Origin of the sequence: Cupriavidus campinensis (assembly GCF_905397395.1) — a bacterium.
GTDB classification, from domain to species: Bacteria; Pseudomonadota; Gammaproteobacteria; order Burkholderiales; family Burkholderiaceae; genus Cupriavidus; species Cupriavidus campinensis.
Genome location: NZ_CAJPVH010000025.1, coordinates 44,839 through 62,556 on the forward strand (window position 1 = coordinate 44,839; position 17,718 = coordinate 62,556).

Annotated in this window: 17 protein-coding genes; 2 read left to right on the top strand and 15 right to left on the bottom strand. The window is 68.6% G+C overall.

The window, feature by feature from the left end; all coding sequences use genetic code 11:
- Positions 1–118: 118 nt before the first annotated feature.
- Together KHO18_RS15620 and KHO18_RS15625 are read right to left on the bottom strand one after the other, a co-directional pair.
- Positions 119–1,090, bottom strand: a complete 972-nt coding sequence (locus KHO18_RS15620) for a Bug family tripartite tricarboxylate transporter substrate binding protein (protein ID WP_377732614.1) — start codon at positions 1,088–1,090, stop codon at positions 119–121.
- A gap of 110 nt (positions 1,091–1,200) precedes the next feature.
- Positions 1,201–2,067: an IclR family transcriptional regulator gene (locus KHO18_RS15625; RefSeq protein WP_144197771.1), complete on the bottom strand. Its 867-nt coding sequence runs from the start codon at positions 2,065–2,067 to the stop codon at positions 1,201–1,203.
- Positions 2,068–2,440: 373 nt separating this feature from the next.
- Between KHO18_RS15625 and KHO18_RS15630 the strand changes: the two genes are divergently transcribed.
- On the top strand, positions 2,441–2,956 hold the full coding sequence (locus KHO18_RS15630) for a MarR family winged helix-turn-helix transcriptional regulator (RefSeq protein WP_144197770.1): 516 nt from the start codon (positions 2,441–2,443) through the stop codon (positions 2,954–2,956).
- 114 nt (positions 2,957–3,070) lie between these two features.
- Here KHO18_RS15630 and KHO18_RS15635 read toward each other — a convergent pair whose 3' ends face one another.
- The 13 genes from KHO18_RS15635 to KHO18_RS15695 form a co-directional block, all read right to left on the bottom strand.
- The gene (locus tag KHO18_RS15635) at positions 3,071–4,495 is read right to left on the bottom strand and encodes an MFS transporter (RefSeq protein WP_186296828.1); all 1,425 of its coding nucleotides are present in this window, start codon (positions 4,493–4,495) and stop codon (positions 3,071–3,073) included.
- 22 nt (positions 4,496–4,517) lie between these two features.
- Positions 4,518–5,474 carry a PDR/VanB family oxidoreductase gene (locus KHO18_RS15640; protein ID WP_211943487.1) on the bottom strand — a complete coding sequence of 319 codons (957 nt, stop codon included), beginning with the start codon at positions 5,472–5,474 and terminating at the stop codon, positions 4,518–4,520.
- A gap of 56 nt (positions 5,475–5,530) precedes the next feature.
- Positions 5,531–6,496 carry a VOC family protein gene (locus tag KHO18_RS15645; RefSeq protein WP_144197768.1) on the bottom strand — a complete coding sequence of 322 codons (966 nt, stop codon included), beginning with the start codon at positions 6,494–6,496 and terminating at the stop codon, positions 5,531–5,533.
- 34 nt (positions 6,497–6,530) lie between these two features.
- Positions 6,531–8,006 (bottom strand): aldehyde dehydrogenase, encoded by a 1,476-nt coding sequence (locus KHO18_RS15650; RefSeq protein WP_144197767.1) that lies wholly within the window; start codon positions 8,004–8,006, stop codon positions 6,531–6,533.
- A gap of 12 nt (positions 8,007–8,018) precedes the next feature.
- On the bottom strand, positions 8,019–8,825 hold the full coding sequence (locus KHO18_RS15655) for an aspartate dehydrogenase (RefSeq protein ID WP_144197766.1): 807 nt from the start codon (positions 8,823–8,825) through the stop codon (positions 8,019–8,021).
- 19 nt (positions 8,826–8,844) lie between these two features.
- Entirely contained in the window at positions 8,845–10,599 is a 1,755-nt protein-coding gene (locus tag KHO18_RS15660) for a thiamine pyrophosphate-binding protein (RefSeq protein WP_211943488.1), read from the bottom strand.
- Entirely contained in the window at positions 10,592–11,395 is an 804-nt protein-coding gene (locus KHO18_RS15665) for an SDR family oxidoreductase (protein WP_144197764.1), read from the bottom strand. Before KHO18_RS15665 ends, KHO18_RS15660 begins: the two co-directional genes overlap by 8 nt.
- 22 nt (positions 11,396–11,417) lie before the next feature.
- Positions 11,418–12,257, bottom strand: a complete 840-nt coding sequence (locus KHO18_RS15670) for an IclR family transcriptional regulator (protein ID WP_144197763.1) — start codon at positions 12,255–12,257, stop codon at positions 11,418–11,420.
- A gap of 31 nt (positions 12,258–12,288) precedes the next feature.
- The gene (locus KHO18_RS15675) at positions 12,289–12,825 is read right to left on the bottom strand and encodes a cupin domain-containing protein (RefSeq protein WP_144197762.1); all 537 of its coding nucleotides are present in this window, start codon (positions 12,823–12,825) and stop codon (positions 12,289–12,291) included.
- A 19-nt stretch (positions 12,826–12,844) separates the two neighbouring features.
- A complete protein-coding gene (locus KHO18_RS15680; protein ID WP_211943489.1) occupies positions 12,845–13,627 on the bottom strand; it encodes an SDR family oxidoreductase in 783 nt (260 codons plus the stop codon).
- A complete protein-coding gene (locus KHO18_RS15685; RefSeq protein ID WP_211943490.1) occupies positions 13,620–14,675 on the bottom strand; it encodes an aromatic ring-hydroxylating dioxygenase subunit alpha in 1,056 nt (351 codons plus the stop codon). Before KHO18_RS15685 ends, KHO18_RS15680 begins: the two co-directional genes overlap by 8 nt.
- 25 nt (positions 14,676–14,700) lie before the next feature.
- Positions 14,701–15,006 (bottom strand): recombinase-like helix-turn-helix domain-containing protein, encoded by a 306-nt coding sequence (locus KHO18_RS15690; RefSeq protein ID WP_377732607.1) that lies wholly within the window; start codon positions 15,004–15,006, stop codon positions 14,701–14,703.
- Between the two features lie 225 nt (positions 15,007–15,231).
- Entirely contained in the window at positions 15,232–16,110 is an 879-nt protein-coding gene (locus KHO18_RS15695; protein WP_211943491.1) for an alpha/beta fold hydrolase, read from the bottom strand.
- A gap of 496 nt (positions 16,111–16,606) precedes the next feature.
- Here KHO18_RS15695 and KHO18_RS15700 point away from each other — a divergent pair, with 496 nt between their 5' ends.
- Positions 16,607–17,701 carry a porin gene (locus tag KHO18_RS15700; protein ID WP_149138258.1) on the top strand — a complete coding sequence of 365 codons (1,095 nt, stop codon included), beginning with the start codon at positions 16,607–16,609 and terminating at the stop codon, positions 17,699–17,701.
- Positions 17,702–17,718: the final 17 nt, after the last annotated feature.

Sequence of the window (17,718 nt, forward strand, 5' to 3'; positions counted from 1 at the left end):
CGCTCGTGCAAGAAGTCACGCTGAAATGACGGCCGCAGGCCACCCTGCACGGCGCAGGGTGCGGCCAGGTACGACTCGGTTGGAAACTTGGGGAGGGGCGTCTGAGGACGCCGGGAGGCTATTCCGCCGTGATGTGGTACGTGCGGATCAGCGTGGCCCACGCGGCGGTATCGTCGCGGATGCGAGCGGCCAGGGCGTCTGGGGTGCTGGCCATGGGTTCCAGGCCCTGGCGCTTCAGGTCATCGCGCACGCTCGCGGTGGCGAACAGCGCGCGCACATCGGCGGCCAGCGCATCGGCCAGCGGCTGGGGCGTGGCGGACGGCACCAGCAGGGCGTACCAGGAACTGACGTCGATGCCGGGCATGCCCTGCTCGGCCAGCGAGGGCACGTCCGGGGCCGCCGGGGAGCGCTTCGACTGCGTCACGGCCAGCGCGCGCAGCGCGCCGGACTGGATGAACGGTGCGAGCGTGGGCCACGTGCCGAGCAGCACGGGCACCTGCCCGCCCACCACGTCGGTCACGGCCTGCGTGGTGCCCTTGTACGGCACATGCAGCATGGTCACGCCGGCCTTGTTGCGGAACAGCTCGCCGGCCAGATGCAGGCCGCTGCCGACGCCGGGGCTGGCGTAGCCGAGCGGCGATTTCGCCTGATCCGCCTGCCTGGCCAGCGCGATCAGCTCCGGCACGGTGCGCGCCTTGACCGCCGGGTTCACCGCCAGCACGTTGGGCGAGCTGGCCAGCAGCGAGACGGGCCGGAAATCGCGCGTGACGTTGTAGGACAGTGCGGGGAACAGCGTGGGGTTGATGGTCAGGTTGCCGGCCGGCACCACCAGCCAGGTGCAGCCATCGCCCGCCGCGCGGCGCACGGCGTCGATGCCGATATTGCCGTTGGCGCCGGGCTTGTTGTCGACGATCATCGTCGCGCCCTTGCGCTCGGACGGCTGCGGCAGCTGCTGGAGGCCCTGCGACAGCGTGCGGGCGAGCTGGTCAGCCGGGCCGCCGGCCGGGAACGGCACCACGATCCGCACCGTGTGACAGGCCGGGGCGGCCTGCGCCACGCCCGGCATCGCCACCATCCCCCCCATCGCCATGATCGCCATCATCGGCAGCACTGCCGCCGCCCTGCCCATCCACCGTGCTTTCCTCATGCCAGCCCCGTTCCTTCCGTGATTTCACCATCCGCCGGGGCGTCAGCCCGGCGTCATTCGTTGGCCACCCTGTCCTGCAAGGTCGGCCGGTAATCCAGCAGGCGCGACAACTCCCCTGCCGCCTCGCGCACCTTCTCGACCATCGAGTCAAGCAGCGCCGGATCGATCCGGGCTGCCGGGATGGTCGCCCCCAACGCCGCCACCACGCGCGCGGTACGGTCACGCACCGGCGCGGCGATGGTCGAGATACTGGCCTCGAAGAAGCCCTCGTGCAGCACGTAGCCGCGCTGGCGGTCACGCTGCACCATCTCGTACAGCTCCTCCACGGTGCGCGGCGTGCTGTCCGAGTACACCTCCAGCCGTGGCTCCGGATACAGCTCCCGCAGCGCCTCCAGCGACAGGTCTTCCAGCAGCACGCGCCCCAGCACCGTGGCATGCGCCGGCAGGCGGGTGCCCACGTTCACCGTGCTGGTGAACGGCCGCGCCGCCACCGACTTGGCCACGTACACGATCGACCGGCCATCCCGCACCACCAGGTTGCACGGGTAGTGGATGTCGTCGCGCAGGCGGTCCAGCAGCGGCCGGCCCAGCTCGGTCAGCTCCAGCGAGGCCAGGTAGTCGAAGCCGAGCCGCAGCACTGCCATGCCGAGGCGGAATTCGCGCCCGCCATCGGTCCGTTCCACGAAGCCCATCATCTCCAGCGTGGCCAGCAGCCGGAACACCGTCGAGCGCGGCACCTTCAGCCGCCGCGCCAGCTCCGCCGCCGACAGCGTGCGGTCCTTGCTGCTGAACTCACCCAGCAGCCTCAGCCCGCGCTCCAGCCCCGGCACGATGTACTTGTCCTGTGTGTCCTGCGTTTCCTGCTGCACTTCCTGCTGCACTTCCTGCTGCGTTTCCTCTCTGGGAAGGTCCTGGTTCATGGTCTCTCTCTGCGTAGCGTTCGGTCCTGCCGCCTGGCTTTCTGCAACATCAGCCGGCTGGCAACGGATCCGTATAACATGCGGCGTCGCGCACAGCACGATCGCACACACGTCTCCACCTCGAACCCTAGCAGATATGTTTTATCTATGAAACCCGGATTCACATCAGGAACGAATCCAGAGTAGGGCGACTTTGTTGATGACTCAACTTAAGTCAATCCCCGATTGACATCGCCTCTGCGATCTGCCGTGTTTTGCTGCGTGGCACAAAGTTGCGAGCCCCGCCAGCTGTGAGACAATCGCGGCCGGTTTCCGGCCGTCTTGCGGCATCCCGCGGCATCCCGCGGCATTCTTTCCCCGCTTCCACTTCGCCATGTCCAGCCCCACCTCCGCACACGAACAAGCCCCTCCGGCCGCCGATCCCTGGTCCGAACTCGACGAGGCGGGCACGGGACTCACCGTCAACGACTTCCTGACGACGATGTTGAGCCAGCTGGTCACGGCACTGCGCAACAGCGTGACCGAGCCATACGCCACGCAGTTCGAGCTGACCGTACCGGAATGGCGCATGCTGGCGCTGCTGGCGCACGGCAAGGAGCTGTCCTTCGCGGAGATGGTCAAGCAGTCCACCTCGGACAAGGCGCTGGTCAGCCGCACGCTGCGGCTGCTGGAGGACCGGGGGCTCGTCACGCTGGAGTCCGAAGGCAGCACGCCGCGCCGACGGCTGGTCTGCCGCATCACGCCCGCCGGCGAGGCGCTCCACGCCCAGGTGATTCCGCTGGCCCGGCGCGGGCAGGCATCGGTGATCCGCCTGCTGACGCCCGAGGAGCGCCACGGCCTGTACACCGGCCTGCGCAAGCTGCACGGCATCTGCACCGCCCGCGACTGACCCCGTCGCCAGACAGAAAAAGCAAAAAACGCCCCGCGCCGGTACAGGCCGCGGAGCGCAATGACGACATGATGATCGTCGAAGACCCAACAATACGTTTCAGCCGTCCGGAGGCTAGACCTCCAGTTCCTCCAGCACCTGCCCCTTGGTCTCGATGCCGAGGAAGAACACGGTCACGGCGGCCAGCAGCGGCACCACGGCAAGCCCGTAGAACGCCACGCTCAGGTTGCCGCTGCCGATGGTGCTGGCGATCAGCCCCGGGGCAAAGATCGCCGAGATCTTGAGCCACGCGCCGCCCAGCCCGCAGCCCATGGCGCGGATGCTGGTGGGGTACAGCTCCGGCGTGTAGACGTAGGCGGTGATGAAGCCGCAGGCCAGGAAGCCCATGGCCAGCGCGCAGAACGTGGCCACCACGTAGACCGTGGAGGCGTGGAACACGCCCGCCAGCACCAGCGACACCGCGCACAGCACAAAGGACACGTTGATCACCGGTTTGCGGCCCACCTTGTCCACCACCATCGCGCAGATCAGCGACCCGACCACGCCCAGCACCGAGGCCCCTGCCGCCAGGTTCAGCGCCAGTTGCAGCGGCGCGTGGTAGACGGTCTTGTAGACCGTGGGCAGCCAGGTCGAGAGCCCGTACTGGATAAAGCCGCAGGTTGCCCACAGCATCCACACGGCCAGCGTGCGGCCGATATAGGCGCGGCCAACGAGGTCCCGCACGCGGCGGCGCGGGTGGCGGGCCGTCATGGCGTCGAACGCCGAGGTATCGCCCACCGGCGGCAGCGGCTGCCTGGCGCGGGCCTCGAAGGCGCTCAGCGCCGCATCCGCCTCGCCCAGCCGGCCCTTCTCGGCCAGCCAGCGCGGCGACTCGGGAATCAGCTTGCGCAGCACAAAGAACAGCACGATCGGCACGCCGCCCAGGAAGTACATCACCTCCCAGCCGTAGCGCGGCACCAGGAAGGCCCCCAGCGCGTTGGACACCATCAGCCCGATCGGGAACACCACCTCGTACAGCAGCACGAAGCGGCCCCGGCCATGCGCGCGCGTGACCTCGTTGATATAGGTGGCCGCCACCGGCAGTTCGCCGCCCAGCCCCAGCCCCTGCACGATACGCAGGAGCGCGAAGATCTCGAACGAAGGCGCAAAGCCGCAGGCAATACTCATCAGGCCGATGATGCCCGCGCTCCAGCCCACCGAGCGCAGCCGGCCAAAGCGCTCGGCCAGCGCCGGGAACAGCAGCGCGCCCACCAGCTGGCCCACCGAAGGCGCCGCGATCAGGAAGCCGATCTGGCCCGGTGTGAGCGACCAGTTGGCAATCAGCAGCGGCAGCGTGGCCGCGATGGCGATCACGTCGAAGCCATCGAAAAAGGTGGCGAGGCCGATCAGCAGCCGGGCGCGGATATGCATCGCGTTGCCGGGCATCCGCTCGATACGGGCGATGATCTGGCCGCGCGTGACTGCGCGGGGGCTGGTTTGGGGGTGCGCGGGGGCCGTGGCGCTGGCTGATGCCGCGCCGTCTACGCTATCGATATACATCTGTGGAAGTGTCCTCAGCGGCTCAAAGGTCCAGCACGAGCCGCTGGCCCTTGCATCCGGATACGCACACCATCATGGTGTTGTTGGCGGCGCGCTCGCTGTTGCTGAGCACGCTGTCGCGGTGATCGGGGCAGCCGTCGAGCACGGCGGTCTCGCACGACCCGCACACGCCCTCCCGGCAGCTGTACTCCATTGCCACGCCGGCTTCCAGCAGGGCATCGAGCAGTGACTTGCCGGACGGCACGCGCACGTTGGCGCCCGTGCGTTGCAGCGTGACGCTGTACTCGCCCTCCTGCACTGCCTCGGTAGCCGGGTCGGCGGCAAAGCGTTCGATGTGGACGTTGGCGTAGCCGTGGGCGGCGCAGGCAGCCTCGAAGGCGTTGAGCATCGGCCCGGGGCCGCAGCAGTAGAAGTGCGTGCCGGCGTCCTGCCCGGCCAGCATCGCCTGGAGGTCCGGCGGCGCGCCCTGCTCGTCGTCGAAATGGAAGCGCACGGCGTCGCCATAGGCCGACAGGGTGTCGACGAAGGCCGCCTCCTCCCGCGAGCGGGCGCAGTACAGCAGCGTGAACGCCCGGCCAAGCTCGGCCAGCCGACGCGCCATGCAGACGATGGGCGTGACGCCAATGCCGCCAGCCACCAGCACTGTGTGCGCGGCATCCTCGTTCAGCGCGAAGTGGTTGCGCGGCGCCGCCACGGTGAGGGTGCTGCCCACGCGCAGCTGCTCGTGCACGAAGCGCGAGCCGCCCCGGCTGTTGCGATCCTGCAGCACGCCCACGGTGTAGCGGTCGCGCGCCTCGGGCGCGCCGCACAGCGAATAGCTGCGCACCAGGCCGTTGGCCAGGTGGAGGTCGATATGCGCGCCCGGGCTGAATTCGGGCAAGGTGGCGCCGCTGGGGTCGCGCAGCTCGATGCTGACCACACCGCGCGCCTCGAACCGCATGGCCTGCACGCGCATCGTCAGGGATTGACTGGCACTCATGACTGCTTCCTTCTCAATGCTTGCCTCGCCAGAGGCAACGACACTTCAACACCGATTTAGCGCTTTTCCGTGAGGAACTTGCCCTGCGGGCCGCCGGCGTTCTTCTGGCGGCGCGTATTGCCGTCGATGCCGCCCTCGATGGCCCATTCGGCGAACACGGTCGGGCCCGGCTCGAAGGCGCGCGGCTCCCAGTGGGCGTCGAGCTGGTCCTCGTCGGCGTAGTACTCGATCAGGCCGCCGGCCGGATTCTTGAAGTACCAGAAGTAGGCGGACGAGATCGGGTGGCGCCCCGGGCCAAGCTGGGTGTCCCAGCCCGTACGGGACATATGCATGCCGCCGCCGAAGACCTCGTGGATGTCCCGCACCGTGAACGCCACATGGTTCAGGCCGCGCTTGGGCTGCGGCAGTTGCAGCAGGAACAGGTCGTGGTGACCGCCCTCGGCCGCGCAGCGCAGGAAGGCGCCGCGTTCCGGATAGTTGTCCGACTGCACGAAGCCGAACTTCTCCACGTAGAAGCGCTCGGTGGCCTTCACGTCCGTGACGAAGAACACCACGTGGCCCACCTCGATGGGCGCGGCGCGCTCGTAGACCGGGCTGCGCTGGTTCAGGCGCGGCTTGTCGTTCCACGTGTTCATCACCGCGCACTCCACCTGCACTTCGCGCTTGCGCGAGACCTGGAAGCGCACGGCCAGCCCGTTCGGGTCCGTGCAGCCCACGCGCGCGCCGTCCTGCTGGCGCACGAAGCTCGGCTCGGCGCCGATGGCGTCGGTAATCGCCTCCAGCGACGCCTGATCCGCCACGCCCCACACCACCTCGCGCAGCGTGGGGCCGTCCTCGATGGCCGGCGCCAGCGCCGGATCGGCGATCTTGCGCACCAGCACGCGGCAGCCGTTCAGCGTTTCGAAGTCCAGCGCCTCGGCGTCGTCGCGCTTGACGGTCAGACCCCAGTCACTGAAGAAGCCACGGCACGCGTCGAAGTCGTCGGCGCCGTAGGTGATTTCGTCGATTCCCAATACCTTCATCTTGCTTCTCCGTCCTGCCGGTTGATACCCGGGCTCAGTTGGCCCACGGCAGCGGTTGTTCGTTCAGGCCCCAGTACACGGCCTTCTGTTCCATGTATTGCAGGATGCCCAGTCGTCCCTTCTCGCGGCCCAGGCCGCTGTCCCGCCAGCCGCCGAACGGGGTCGAGATCGAGAACTGCTTGTAGGTGTTGATCCACACGTTGCCGGCTTGCACGGATCGTGCCACCCGCCAGGCGCGCTTGTAGTCGCGCGTCCAGATGCCGGCGGCCAGCGCGTAGATGCTGTCGTTGGCCTGGGCGATCAGGTCGTCCTCGTCGTCGAACGGCATCGCCACCAGCACCGGCCCGAAAATTTCCTCCTGGCAGATGCGCGCGTTGTTGTCGAGCCCTTCGATGATGGTCGGCGTGTAGAAATAGCCGTTGGCCAGGCCCGCCACGTCCGGGCGCATGCCGCCCGTGCGCAGCTGGCCGCCATCTTCCACGCCCATCGCCACGTAGGATTCGATGCTGTCGCGGTGCCGGTCGGTGATCAGCGGCCCCATCTGGGTGCGCGCGTCGGCCGGATCGCCCACGCGCAGCCTGGCGGCGGCGGCGGCCAGGCGGTCCATGAACGGCTCGTACTTCGCGCGTGCCACGAACAGGCGCGAGCCGGCGATGCACGATTCGCCCGACGAACTGAAGATGCCATACAGCACGCCGTTCACCGCGTGGTCCAGGTCGGCGTCATCGAAGACCATGGTCGGGGACTTGCCGCCCAGCTCCAGCGACACCGGCATCATCTTGTCGGCGGCGATGTGGGCGATGTGCTTGCCGGTGGTGGTGCCGCCCGTGAACGACACGCGGCGCACCAGCGGATGCTTGGTGATGGCGTCGCCGATCACCGAGCCCTTGCCGGGCAGCACGCTGATCAGGCCCCGGGGCACGCCGGCTTCCTCGCAGATCGCGGCCAGTTCCAGCGCCATCAGCGGCGTCACTTCGGCCGGCTTGACCACCACGGCGTTGCCGGCGGCGAGCGCAGGCGCCATCTTCTGCGCCTCGCTGGCAATCGGCGAATTCCACGGCGTGATGGCGGCCACCACGCCCATCGGCTCGTAGACGCTCATGGTCAGGCAGTCGCCCCGTTGCGGCGTAATGGATTCCTCCATGGTCTCGCAGGCGGCGGCGAAGAACTGGAACGTGGCGGCGGCGCTGGCGACGAGCGCGCGCGTCTCGCTGATCGGCTTGCCGTTGTCCAGGCGCTGGCGCTGGGCCAGCGGCTCGGCGCGGGCGCGGATCAGCTCGGCCACCCGGTACAGCACGGCGGCACGCTCATGCTGCTTGCGCTGCGCCCAGCCGCTGGTCAGGAACGCGCGATGGGCGCCCTGCACGGCTTCTTCCACATCGGCCAGGCTGGCCGCGTTCAGTTCGGCCACGACTTCGCCGGTGGCGGGGTAGCGCGTGGCGTAGCGGTCGCCCGAGCCCAGGCGCCAGGCGCCGGCGATGCAGATCGGGAGGACTTGTTGTGTGCTCATGTCAGATTCACTTCAGATCGACACCGCGTGGGCGCGGTTGCCGAGGGCGCGCACCACGCTGAACACGGTCAGCGCGGACGTCTTGGGGTTGGCCGCGAGGGGCTTGCCGCGCATGGTCAGCTCGAAGCCGCCAAACGCGCCGCGTGCTTCCACGTGGTGGACGTTCTCCTCCGCGTGCGGATCGGCCAGCAGCTTGACCGAGGTGCGGTCGAGGCCGAGCCCCGCCAGCGACACGGTGGCGGCCACATTGGCGTTCTTCGGATAGAGCCGCGCGGCGTCGCGCGCGGTGCCTTCGAAGATCACCGTGGCTTCGGTCAGGGCGTCGAGGTCGAACAACTCCGCCGCCGGCGTGCCGGCCCAGGCGCGGGCCGGCTTGCGGCCGGTGTAGATGACCTCGTCCAGCCCGCCCACGCGGGCGGCAGCCAGCGCGTCGATGGCGCCGATGGCGCCCGACAGCAGCTGCACCTGCGTGTTGCCACGGCGGGCCGCCGCTTCCAGGCGCTCGGCCATGCCCGGCTCGGACAGCGCGCCGACCGACACCACCATGCACGGAATGCCACGCTCGAGCGCCGGCACGATGTGCTCCTCCAGCGCGCGATGGCCCGCGCACTCCACGAGCAGGTCCGGGCGGCGGTCGCCGTCGGCCAGCCCGGTGGCCACGCGCACATTGGGCGCCAGCGCCGACAGCGCGCCGCGTGCCTCGTCCATCGTGCCCGCCGGCACGATCACAACGTCGAACACGACATCCGGGTCCGACTTCAGCAGTTCCAGCACGCCGCGGCCAATCGCCCCGCAACCCACCATGGACACATGCAGCATGGACGTTCTCCTGGTTGGCTTAAGCCGCCGCCGCAGCGGCTGCCGCCGGGGTCGATGCGGGGCTGGCGGTCGGGCTGGCGGTCGGGCTGGCGGTCGGGCTGGCGGTCGGCTGCTGCTTGTTGACCGGCGGGCCGGCGAACACGGTCTTGAAGCTGCCGATGGACAGCATGTCGATTTCCAGCAGGAACGGGCCCGGCTCGACCGTGGCCTCTTCCAGCGCCGCGCCGATGTCGGCGAGGTTGCTCACGCGGCGGTGACGCAACGCGAGCGACTTCGAGAGCTGGGCGTAGTCCGGCGTGTGCAGGTCCACGTAGTGGCGGCGGCCGCCGTACTGCGCGTCCTGGATGTTCTTGATCACGCCGTAGCCCTTGTCGTTCATCAGCACGATGACCATGTCGGCACGCTCCTGCACCGCCGTGGCGAGTTCGCCCAGGTTCAGGATGAAGCCGCCATCGCCGGCCAGCGTGAAGGTCTTCTTGCCCGAGGCCGTGGCCGCCGCGCCAATGGCGGCGCCGATGCCCATGGCGAGGCCCTGGCCGATGCCGCCGCCCAGCGCGTGCACACCGGCGCGGGAGTCGAAGATCTGCAGGTGGCGGTTGCCCCAGGTGCTGTTGGACACCGTGACGTCACGCACCCAGTTGAAGTTGCGGCCCACCGCCTGCTGGAGCGCCTGCACCAGCGCGCTGTACGGGCCGAGGCCGTCCACCAGCGCGCCCACGGCCACGTCGTGGGCACGGCGCAGGTCGGCGGCGAAGCCGGCGTCCACTTTCAGGCGGCCTTCAAGCCGATCGGCGAGGCCATCCAGCGCCAGGGCGGCGTCGCCGCTGACGAAGTAGTCGCTCTGGTAGCAGCGGCCTTCCGAGGCCGGATCGGCGTCGATGCGCAGCAGCGGGCGCGGCAGCTTCAGCTCGTACTTCAGGGTTTCATTGCCGCGCAGGCGCGAGCCGACCACCAGCATCGCATCGCACGTCTGGTAGAAGGTCTCGATGGGCTTGTGGAGGTTGTAGGCGCCCAGCGAGCGGGGATCGTCCTCCGCCACGATGCCACGGCCCTGCGTGGAGGTGACCACGCCAAACCCCATGTCCAGCAGGCGCTTGACCTGCTGGCTGGCGTGGCGCGCGCCGCCGCCGAGCCACAGCATCGGCCGGCGGGCCTTGGCCAGCTGGTCGGCCAGCGCGTCGAGCGCGCGGGCCGAGGGCTGGTGCTGCGGCACCGGCAGCGGCTGCAGGTCCGCCGGCATCGGGATCAGCGCGGCCTGGATGTCGATGGGGATCTCCACGCTGACCGGGCCGGTCGGCGCCGTCAGCGCGGTCTGCACGGCCAGCTTGATGGTGGAGAGCGCGGTGTCGGCGCTGCGGATGCGGAAAGCGGCCTTCGACACGGCCTTCAGCATGGTGAGCTGGTCCGGGGCTTCGTGGATGTAGGCGAGGCTCTGGTCCAGGTACGGCGTTTCGATCTGGCCGGTGATGTGGAGCAGCGGCGTGCCGGCCGTCAGGGCCTCGACCATGGCGCCGGCGGCATTGCCCGCCGCGGTGCCCGTGCTGGTCAGGCAGACGCCCAGGCCGCCCGTGGTGCGGGCGTAGGCATCGGCCATGTTGGTGCCGCCCGCTTCGCCGCGCGCCGGCACGAAGCGGATCTTGCCGCGCTCGCCCATCGCATCGAGGATGGGCATGTTGTGGATCGAGATCACGCCGAAGGCGGCCTTGACGCCGCACTGCTCGAGGAAGGCCGCGATGGCGCAGCCCACGGTGACTTGTTGTTGTTCGTTACGCATGACGGGAGAGTCCTCCGGAAATATCGATATGGCTGCCCGTGGTGTACGAAGACAACGGCGAGGCAAGGAACAGGATGGCGCGGGCGGCTTCCTGCGGCAGGCCGAGACGGCCCAGTTGGATGTTCTTCTGGCGGGCCAGACGCGCGGTCCACGCGGTCCAGTCCAGGTGGCGGTCTTCCTCCGGGCGCGCGTCGAAGCGGCGGCGCCACTGGCCGGACTCGACGAGCCCGATCAGGATGCCGTTCACGCGCACGCCGCGCGGCGCGAATTCGGTGGCCAGCGAGCGCACCAGGTTGTGCACGCCGGCGCGCGCCGCCGAGGTCGCCACCATATGCGGCTCCGGCTGGGTGGCGAGCAGCGAATTTACGCAGACCACGGCGCCCTGCCCCGACTGCTCCAGCTGCGGCAGGAAGGCGCGGGTCGGGTGGATCACCGAGAAGAACTTCAGTTGCAGCTCCTCCAGCCACGCCGCGTCCTCGGTGCTGGCGAAGGTCGACACGCGGCCCTGGCCGGCGTTGTTGACCAGCATGTCCACCGGGCCAAGTTCGCGCGCCACGTCGGCGGCGAAGGCGTTGACCTGCGCGGCCTGCAGCACGTCGCACCGGGCCGCGTAGAGGCGGCAGCCGGTGAAACGTGCGCGCAGCGAGGCCTCGGCCTGCCGCAGCCGCTGTTCGTCACGGCCGCACATGGCCACGGCGGCGCCGGCTTCCAGCAACAGTTCGACGGTCGCCAGCCCGATGCCGGAGGACCCGCCGGTCACGACGGCTACCTTGCCGTCGAGTTGAATCATGGACATCGTCCTCACTCCCCTCTTTTGCTCATTCCCGATGTAAAGACACGACCTTGCCGTGCCCGTTGGCCCGATGCGGCCGGTAATCCAGCAGCCGCGACAGCTCGCGCGCGGACTCCCTCACCCGCTCCACCATCAGCCCGAGCTGGTCCGGGTCGATGCGCGACGCCGGGATCGTGGCGCCCAGCGCGGCGGTGACCTTGCCGGTGCGGTCGCGCACGGGCGCGGCGATGGTGGAGATGCTGGCTTCAAAGAAGCCTTCGTGCAGTACGTAACCGCGCGAGCGGTCTTGCTGCACCATCTCGAACAGCGCATCCACTGTGCGCGGCGTGCTGTCCGAGTAGATCTGCAGCTGTGGCTCCGGATAGATCTCGCGCAGCTGCGCCAGCGACAGGTCTTCCAGCAGCACGCGCCCCAGCACGGTGGCATGCACCGGCAGGCGCGTGCCCACGTTGACGTTGCTGGCGAACGGGCGCGACGCCGCCGACTTGGCGACGTAGACCACCGAGCGCCCGTCGCGCACCACGAGGTTGCACGGGTACTCGATTTCATCGCGCAGCTTGTTCAGCAGCGGCGCGCCCAGTTCGGTCAGCTCAAGCGAGGCCAGGTAGTCGAAGCCGAGCCGGAGCACGGCCAGGCCCAGCCGGTATTCGCGGCCGCCGTCGGCGCGTTCCACGTAGCCCGTGGCTTCCAGCGTCGCCAGCAGGCGGAACACCGTGGAGCGGGGTACGTCGAGCCGGCGCGCAAGGTCGGCCGCCGACAGCACGCGGTCACGCGCGCTGAACTCGGCCAGCAGGCGCAGGCCACGCTCCAGGCCGGGCACGATGTACCGGTCCTGGATCTCGGCGGGCAGTGGTTGGGTGCTCATGGCTAGCGATGTCGACGGTCGGCGCGCGGGTTCAGCGCTTGACCTGGGTGAGCGGGTGCTCGGGTGGGTACGTCGGCGTGATCGGCTTCTTGGCGCCGAGCATCACGCACATCAGCGCGTCTTCCTCGCCGATGTTGATTTCCTCGCGATACACGCCCGGCGGCACCGAGACGAGGTCGCGGTCGGTCAGGATGGTCTCGAAGCGCTCGCCGTCCTTCTCCAGGATCAGCTTGATCTTGCCGCGCAGGATGAAGAAGACCTCTTCCACATCGGTGTGCAGGTGCGACGGGCCTTCGTGGCCGGCCGGGATGATCATCGTGGAGAACGTGAAGTGCTCGGACGGCACCGTGTTGGTGTCGGCGGCCACGCCGGTACCGCCGGTGCCGAGGTAGCGCATCTGGGCGCGACGGTACTTCGGGTCGTAGTCGGCCTGGAACTTCAGGGCGTCCCAGTCGTACCGGCGGGTGGAGAAGCGCGCCACGCGGCTCTCCATCCACTGGTCGAACGAGGCGTCGGCAGGACGCTCCCAGCTGCGCTTGATGTTTTCCTGTTGGGACATATCGCTCATTTGATCGGGTTCCTTGGTTTCAGTGCATGACAAAGCCGCCGTTCACGGCCAGGGTCTGGCCGGTGACGAAGCGGGAGAGGCCGGACAGCGCGAACAGCACGGCGCCGCAGACATCGTCGGGGACTTGCTCGCGCTGGAGCGCGCGCTGGTTGCGGTACAGGTCGTGGCGGTGCTGCGGCACGTATTCGGTGGCTTCCACCAGCGTGAGGCCCGGCGCCACGGCGTTGACCGTGACCTGCGCATCGCCCAGTTCACGGGCCAGCGAGCGGGTCATGCCGATGATGGCGCTCTTGCTGGCCACGTAGGCCAGCAGGTTGGGCGCGCCCCACAGCGGGGTGTCCGAGGCCAGGTTGACCACGGCGCCCCGGCCGCTGGCGCGCAGCGCGGGCGTGCAGGCGGCGGTCATCAGCCAGGTGCCGCGCACGTTCACGTTCATCACGCGGTCCCAGGTGGCCACGTCCAGCGCGGTCAGGTCGCGGCCGCCCGAGTCGGTGACCGCGCCGTTGTTGACCAGGCCGTCGAGCCCGCCGAGCGCTGCCACGGCGGCGGTAGCGCAGGCCTGTACCGAGGCCGGGTCGTTGAGATCCAGCGTCAGCGGCACGGCGTGGAAGCCGCGCGCCTGCAGGGCGGCGGCCGATTCCTGCACACGATCGGCGAGGATGTCGGCCATCGCCACGGCGCCGCCGGCTTCGGCAATCGCGGTGGCGAAGGCCAGGCCGAGGCCGCGCGCGGCGCCGGTCACCAGGACCTTGCGGCCGGCAAGGAGGTTGGCCGTCGGGTTGCCAACTTCGGTGTCACGCATGGCTGGGGACTCCGCCGGCCGGTTGCAGCATCGCCACCGGTTCGTTGGCCACTTCGGCATCGGCACGGCGCTTCAGCAGGCGGCGGACGCGGGTAATGCCGGCGTCGTGTTGGTACAGCATCTCGTGGTCGCGCGCGTTCGGCGCCATCGACTCCAGCACCACGCGGTCTTGCTCGAGGACGTCCCAGTGCAGCCCTTCCAGACGGTTGCGATACAGGAAGCGCCACACGTCGCGCTCCCAGCCCTGCACGTGGCGGGTGCGCCAGAAGAACACCAGGCAGTGGTCCTCGTCCACCGGCGTAGCCATGCCGACGATGCCGAACGGGCCGCCGGGGCCGACCTTGTCACGATAGGGGATGGACAGGCGCAGCCAGAGCGTGCCGGTCTCGCCGAATTCCACCCAGTCGAAATTCACGCCGCGCTGGCCGGTCTTCTCGAAGATCAGGCCGCTGTCGGTCTCGCGGATCTGCATGACGGCCGACTTCTCGCCGCTGGCCATCGAGTGCGAGACGGCGTGCAGGTAGGCGCCGTGCATCGGGTCCATGACGTTGTCGATCGCGTAGCGGTAGTTGCAGTCCCAATGGGCCACGCAGAGGAAGTTGCTGTGCTCGTCGCTGACCAGTTCCTCGGGCAGGCGCAGGGCGTCGGCTTCGGTCGGGGCGCTGTCGCCGAACCACAGGAAGATCGCGCCGGCCTGCTCCTGCACCGGGTAGCTGCGCACGCAGGTGCGGCCTTCCAGCGGGCAGCTATCCACGGCCGGCACGCTCTTGACCTGGCCGTCGCCGCCCACCTCCACGCCGTGGTACCAGCAGGCCACGCGGTCACCGAGGTTCCAGCCCATCGACAGGCGTGCGCCACGGTGCGGGCAACGGTCTTCGAGCGCGTGCAGCGCGCCGGCGTTGTCACGCCACACGACGATGTTCTGGCCCAGGCGGGTAATGCCGATGGGGGCGTGGGTGACCTGCCACGACGCCGCCACCGGATACCAGTAGTTGCGCAGGCCGCTGTTCAGGCGCGCTTCGGCGCGTGCTTGCTTGTTCGATTCCATGTCTTGTCTCGCTGGGGTTCCGGAGTCAGGCGCCCAGGCGGCGCATTTCGGCGAGGAACGCAGCCTCGGTCCACGGCTGGCCATCGGCGGCCAGGAAATTCGTGCGGTTGAACGCGCGGACGATGTCGCCCGGGTTCTTGGCGCCGCCCTCGAACGCAGCCTCCAGGGCATCGGCGAGCGCGTTCTCGTACGCGGTGGGTGCCGCCGCACGGGTCTGCCAGACGATGTTGGCAACCTTGCCCGGCTGCTCGATATGGCCCTTGCCCGCTACGTTGTTCGGCGCGGGGCGCTCCCACGGCACCAGGTTCGGGTTATACGAGAGGCTTTCCATTGCGCTTTGCTCCATGGCTTGCTTTGTTGGGGACGGCGGGTTCAACCGCGCTCGCATCCTCAGGCTAGTTTGTTTTACCTGTGAAACACGAGTTTAAATATTGAACACAGGTACGACTATAGACAACGACGCTTCAAAAATTGACTAGGGTTAACCCCTTGAATCGCCAGATCGTGGCGGAGAAGTGACCGGTAGCCGGCTGCTATCGGTCCTGAAACCCTTGCCTCAGTCGTGCAGCGTGGCGCAGACCCGTTGGGCGACGGCCTGGGGCTGCTCGATGTAGCAGGCGTGGCCGGCGTCGGCGATCAGGTGGAACGGAAACTGGAATCGCCCGGCCAGCGCGGACGAGGCGGCCGGCGTGGTCACCACGTCCTGGGCGCCGCAGCCAACGTGCATGGGGCGCGAGGCGTCAGCGAGGTATTCGTCGATGTCATCGCCACAGAGCAGTGCCACGGCCTGGCGATAGCCGTCCGGATGCAGGCGGCGCATGTTCCAGCGCACCCAGGCCTGGGCATCGGGCGTGGCCGCCGGGCTGAGCAGGCGGGTGGGGCCGCGCTGGGCGAGACCATCGACGCCAAGGGTGTCGAGCGCTTCAAGCCGCTGGGCCGATACCTCGCGCGACTTGGTCTCGTTGCCCGGCGCGCCATAGCCGAGCGCGGGACTCAACAGGAGGAAGCTGGCCGGTTGCATGTCTGATGCGGCATGGGCGGCGTAGCCGGCGGCCATCAGCGCGCCGAGCGAATGGCCGACGATCAGGTCCGGGCTCACCTGGAGCGCAGCCAGCAGTTGCTCCAGCCGTGCGGCGTAGTCCTGGGCGGTGGGCGCGGACATCGGCAACGGGGTGGAATCGCCGTAACCGGGCGCGTCCCACGCAATGACCCGCGCCCCGGCGGCGAGCAGGCTCGCGCAAGGCAGCCAGGACGCCGCGCCGGAACTGATGCCGTGCAGCAGCACGATCACCGGACCGCGCGCGCCGCCGACCCGGCAAGACACGCGTGTGCCCTGCGCATCGACCATCACGGTGCGCGCCGCGAAATGGTTGTCCAGTGCCGCCAGGAGGTCGGCGCCCGGGTCAAGTGCTCGATGGGGCGCATTTTGTTCCATATGTGAAACCTGTATTTATAAATAAAACTCCTCGACTATAGGCCGGGTTCCGGGACGTGCGGGATCAGGGTAAACAAGTAGAAGAAATCCACGCCAGGCGCGCCGCCATCACGCAAGGTCCGCACGGCCTCGGCATGCCCCGCAACGGGGCATCGGCGGATTTCACCCGAAAGCGGCTTTCTGCATGGCTTTGCCGAGCGAGGACTGACTTCGCCCGCGCTGCCACTTTCGCAAAGGCGGTGCGCCGCCGTGGAAGCCGCGCACCACAACGATTCCAGGGCTTTGTGGCATCGGCGCCATGCCGCGGCGTCGCCACGCCGCCTCACTAGGGTTCCCCCTGATCTACGCCGCAGGCTCTCCTGTCTATATTTCGCTGAACGTTTCCTATGTAGTTCATTGTTTTACTAATGAAACGAACAGACGGATCGGTCCCCATCATTGCCCGGCCGGACGGAAACGCAGACGAGCCCACGAAAACTAAAGAAGGAAACGGTAGATGAAGATCGGAAAGTACGCGGCAGGCCTGCTGGCCGCAGCGCCCCTGCTGGCCTCGGCGCAATCGTCCGTCACACTGTATGGCGTGGTGGACACCGGCGTCGAGTTCGTCAACAACGTCGGCGCGGCCGGCAATAGCGTGGCTCGCATGAACACGCTGACCGGCACCGTACCGTCCCGCTGGGGCCTGCGCGGCACCGAGGATCTCGGCGGCGGCCTGAAGAGCGTCTTCGTGCTGGAGTCCGGCTTCGCGCCGGATTCGGGCACCGCCAACCAGGGCGGGCGCCTGTTCGGGCGCCAGGCGCTGGTCGGCCTGAGCGGCAAATGGGGCCAGGTCTCGTTCGGCCGCCAGTACACCATGCTGTTCTGGGCCGTGCTCGACCCGGACATCCTCGGGCCGAACGCGTTCGGCTCCGGTTCGATGGACAGCTACATCCCGAACACGCGCGCCGACAACGCCATCGCGTACAAGGGCACCTTCGGCGGCCTGACCGTGGGCGGCACGTACAGCTTTGGCCGCGACGTGGCCAACGCCGGCCCAAGCCCGGCCGGCACGAACTGCGCTGGCGAGAATCCGGCGGACAAGTCGCAGTGCCGCGAGTGGTCCGCCATGATCGGCTGGGACCAGAAGACCTGGGGCATTACCGCCGCGTATGACTCCCAGCGCGGCGGCCCGGGCGCCTTCGCCGGCCTGACCAGCAGCAGCTTCCGTGACGACCGTGCCTCGCTGGCCGGTTACGTGCTGCTCGATCGCACCAAGATCGGCGCCGGCGTGATCCGCCGCGAAAACCAGGGCAGCGCCACGCCGATCTCGGCGCTGTACTACATCGGCGCCGCGTACGACATCACGCCCGCGTTCACGCTGGCTGGCCAGGTCTACTATCTGAACTACAACAGCAGCGATAACAAGTCGATGCTGTACGCCATCCGCGGCATGTACAACTTCAGCAAGCGCACGGCCGTCTATGCGACCGCCGGTTTCATCAACAACGACGGCAACCTGACGTTGTCCGTCAGCGGCGCGCAGGCCGGCGCCAACACGAAGCCGGGCGGCCAGCAGTTTGGCGCCATGCTCGGCATCAAGCACATCTTCTAATAGCGGCGGACGCATGC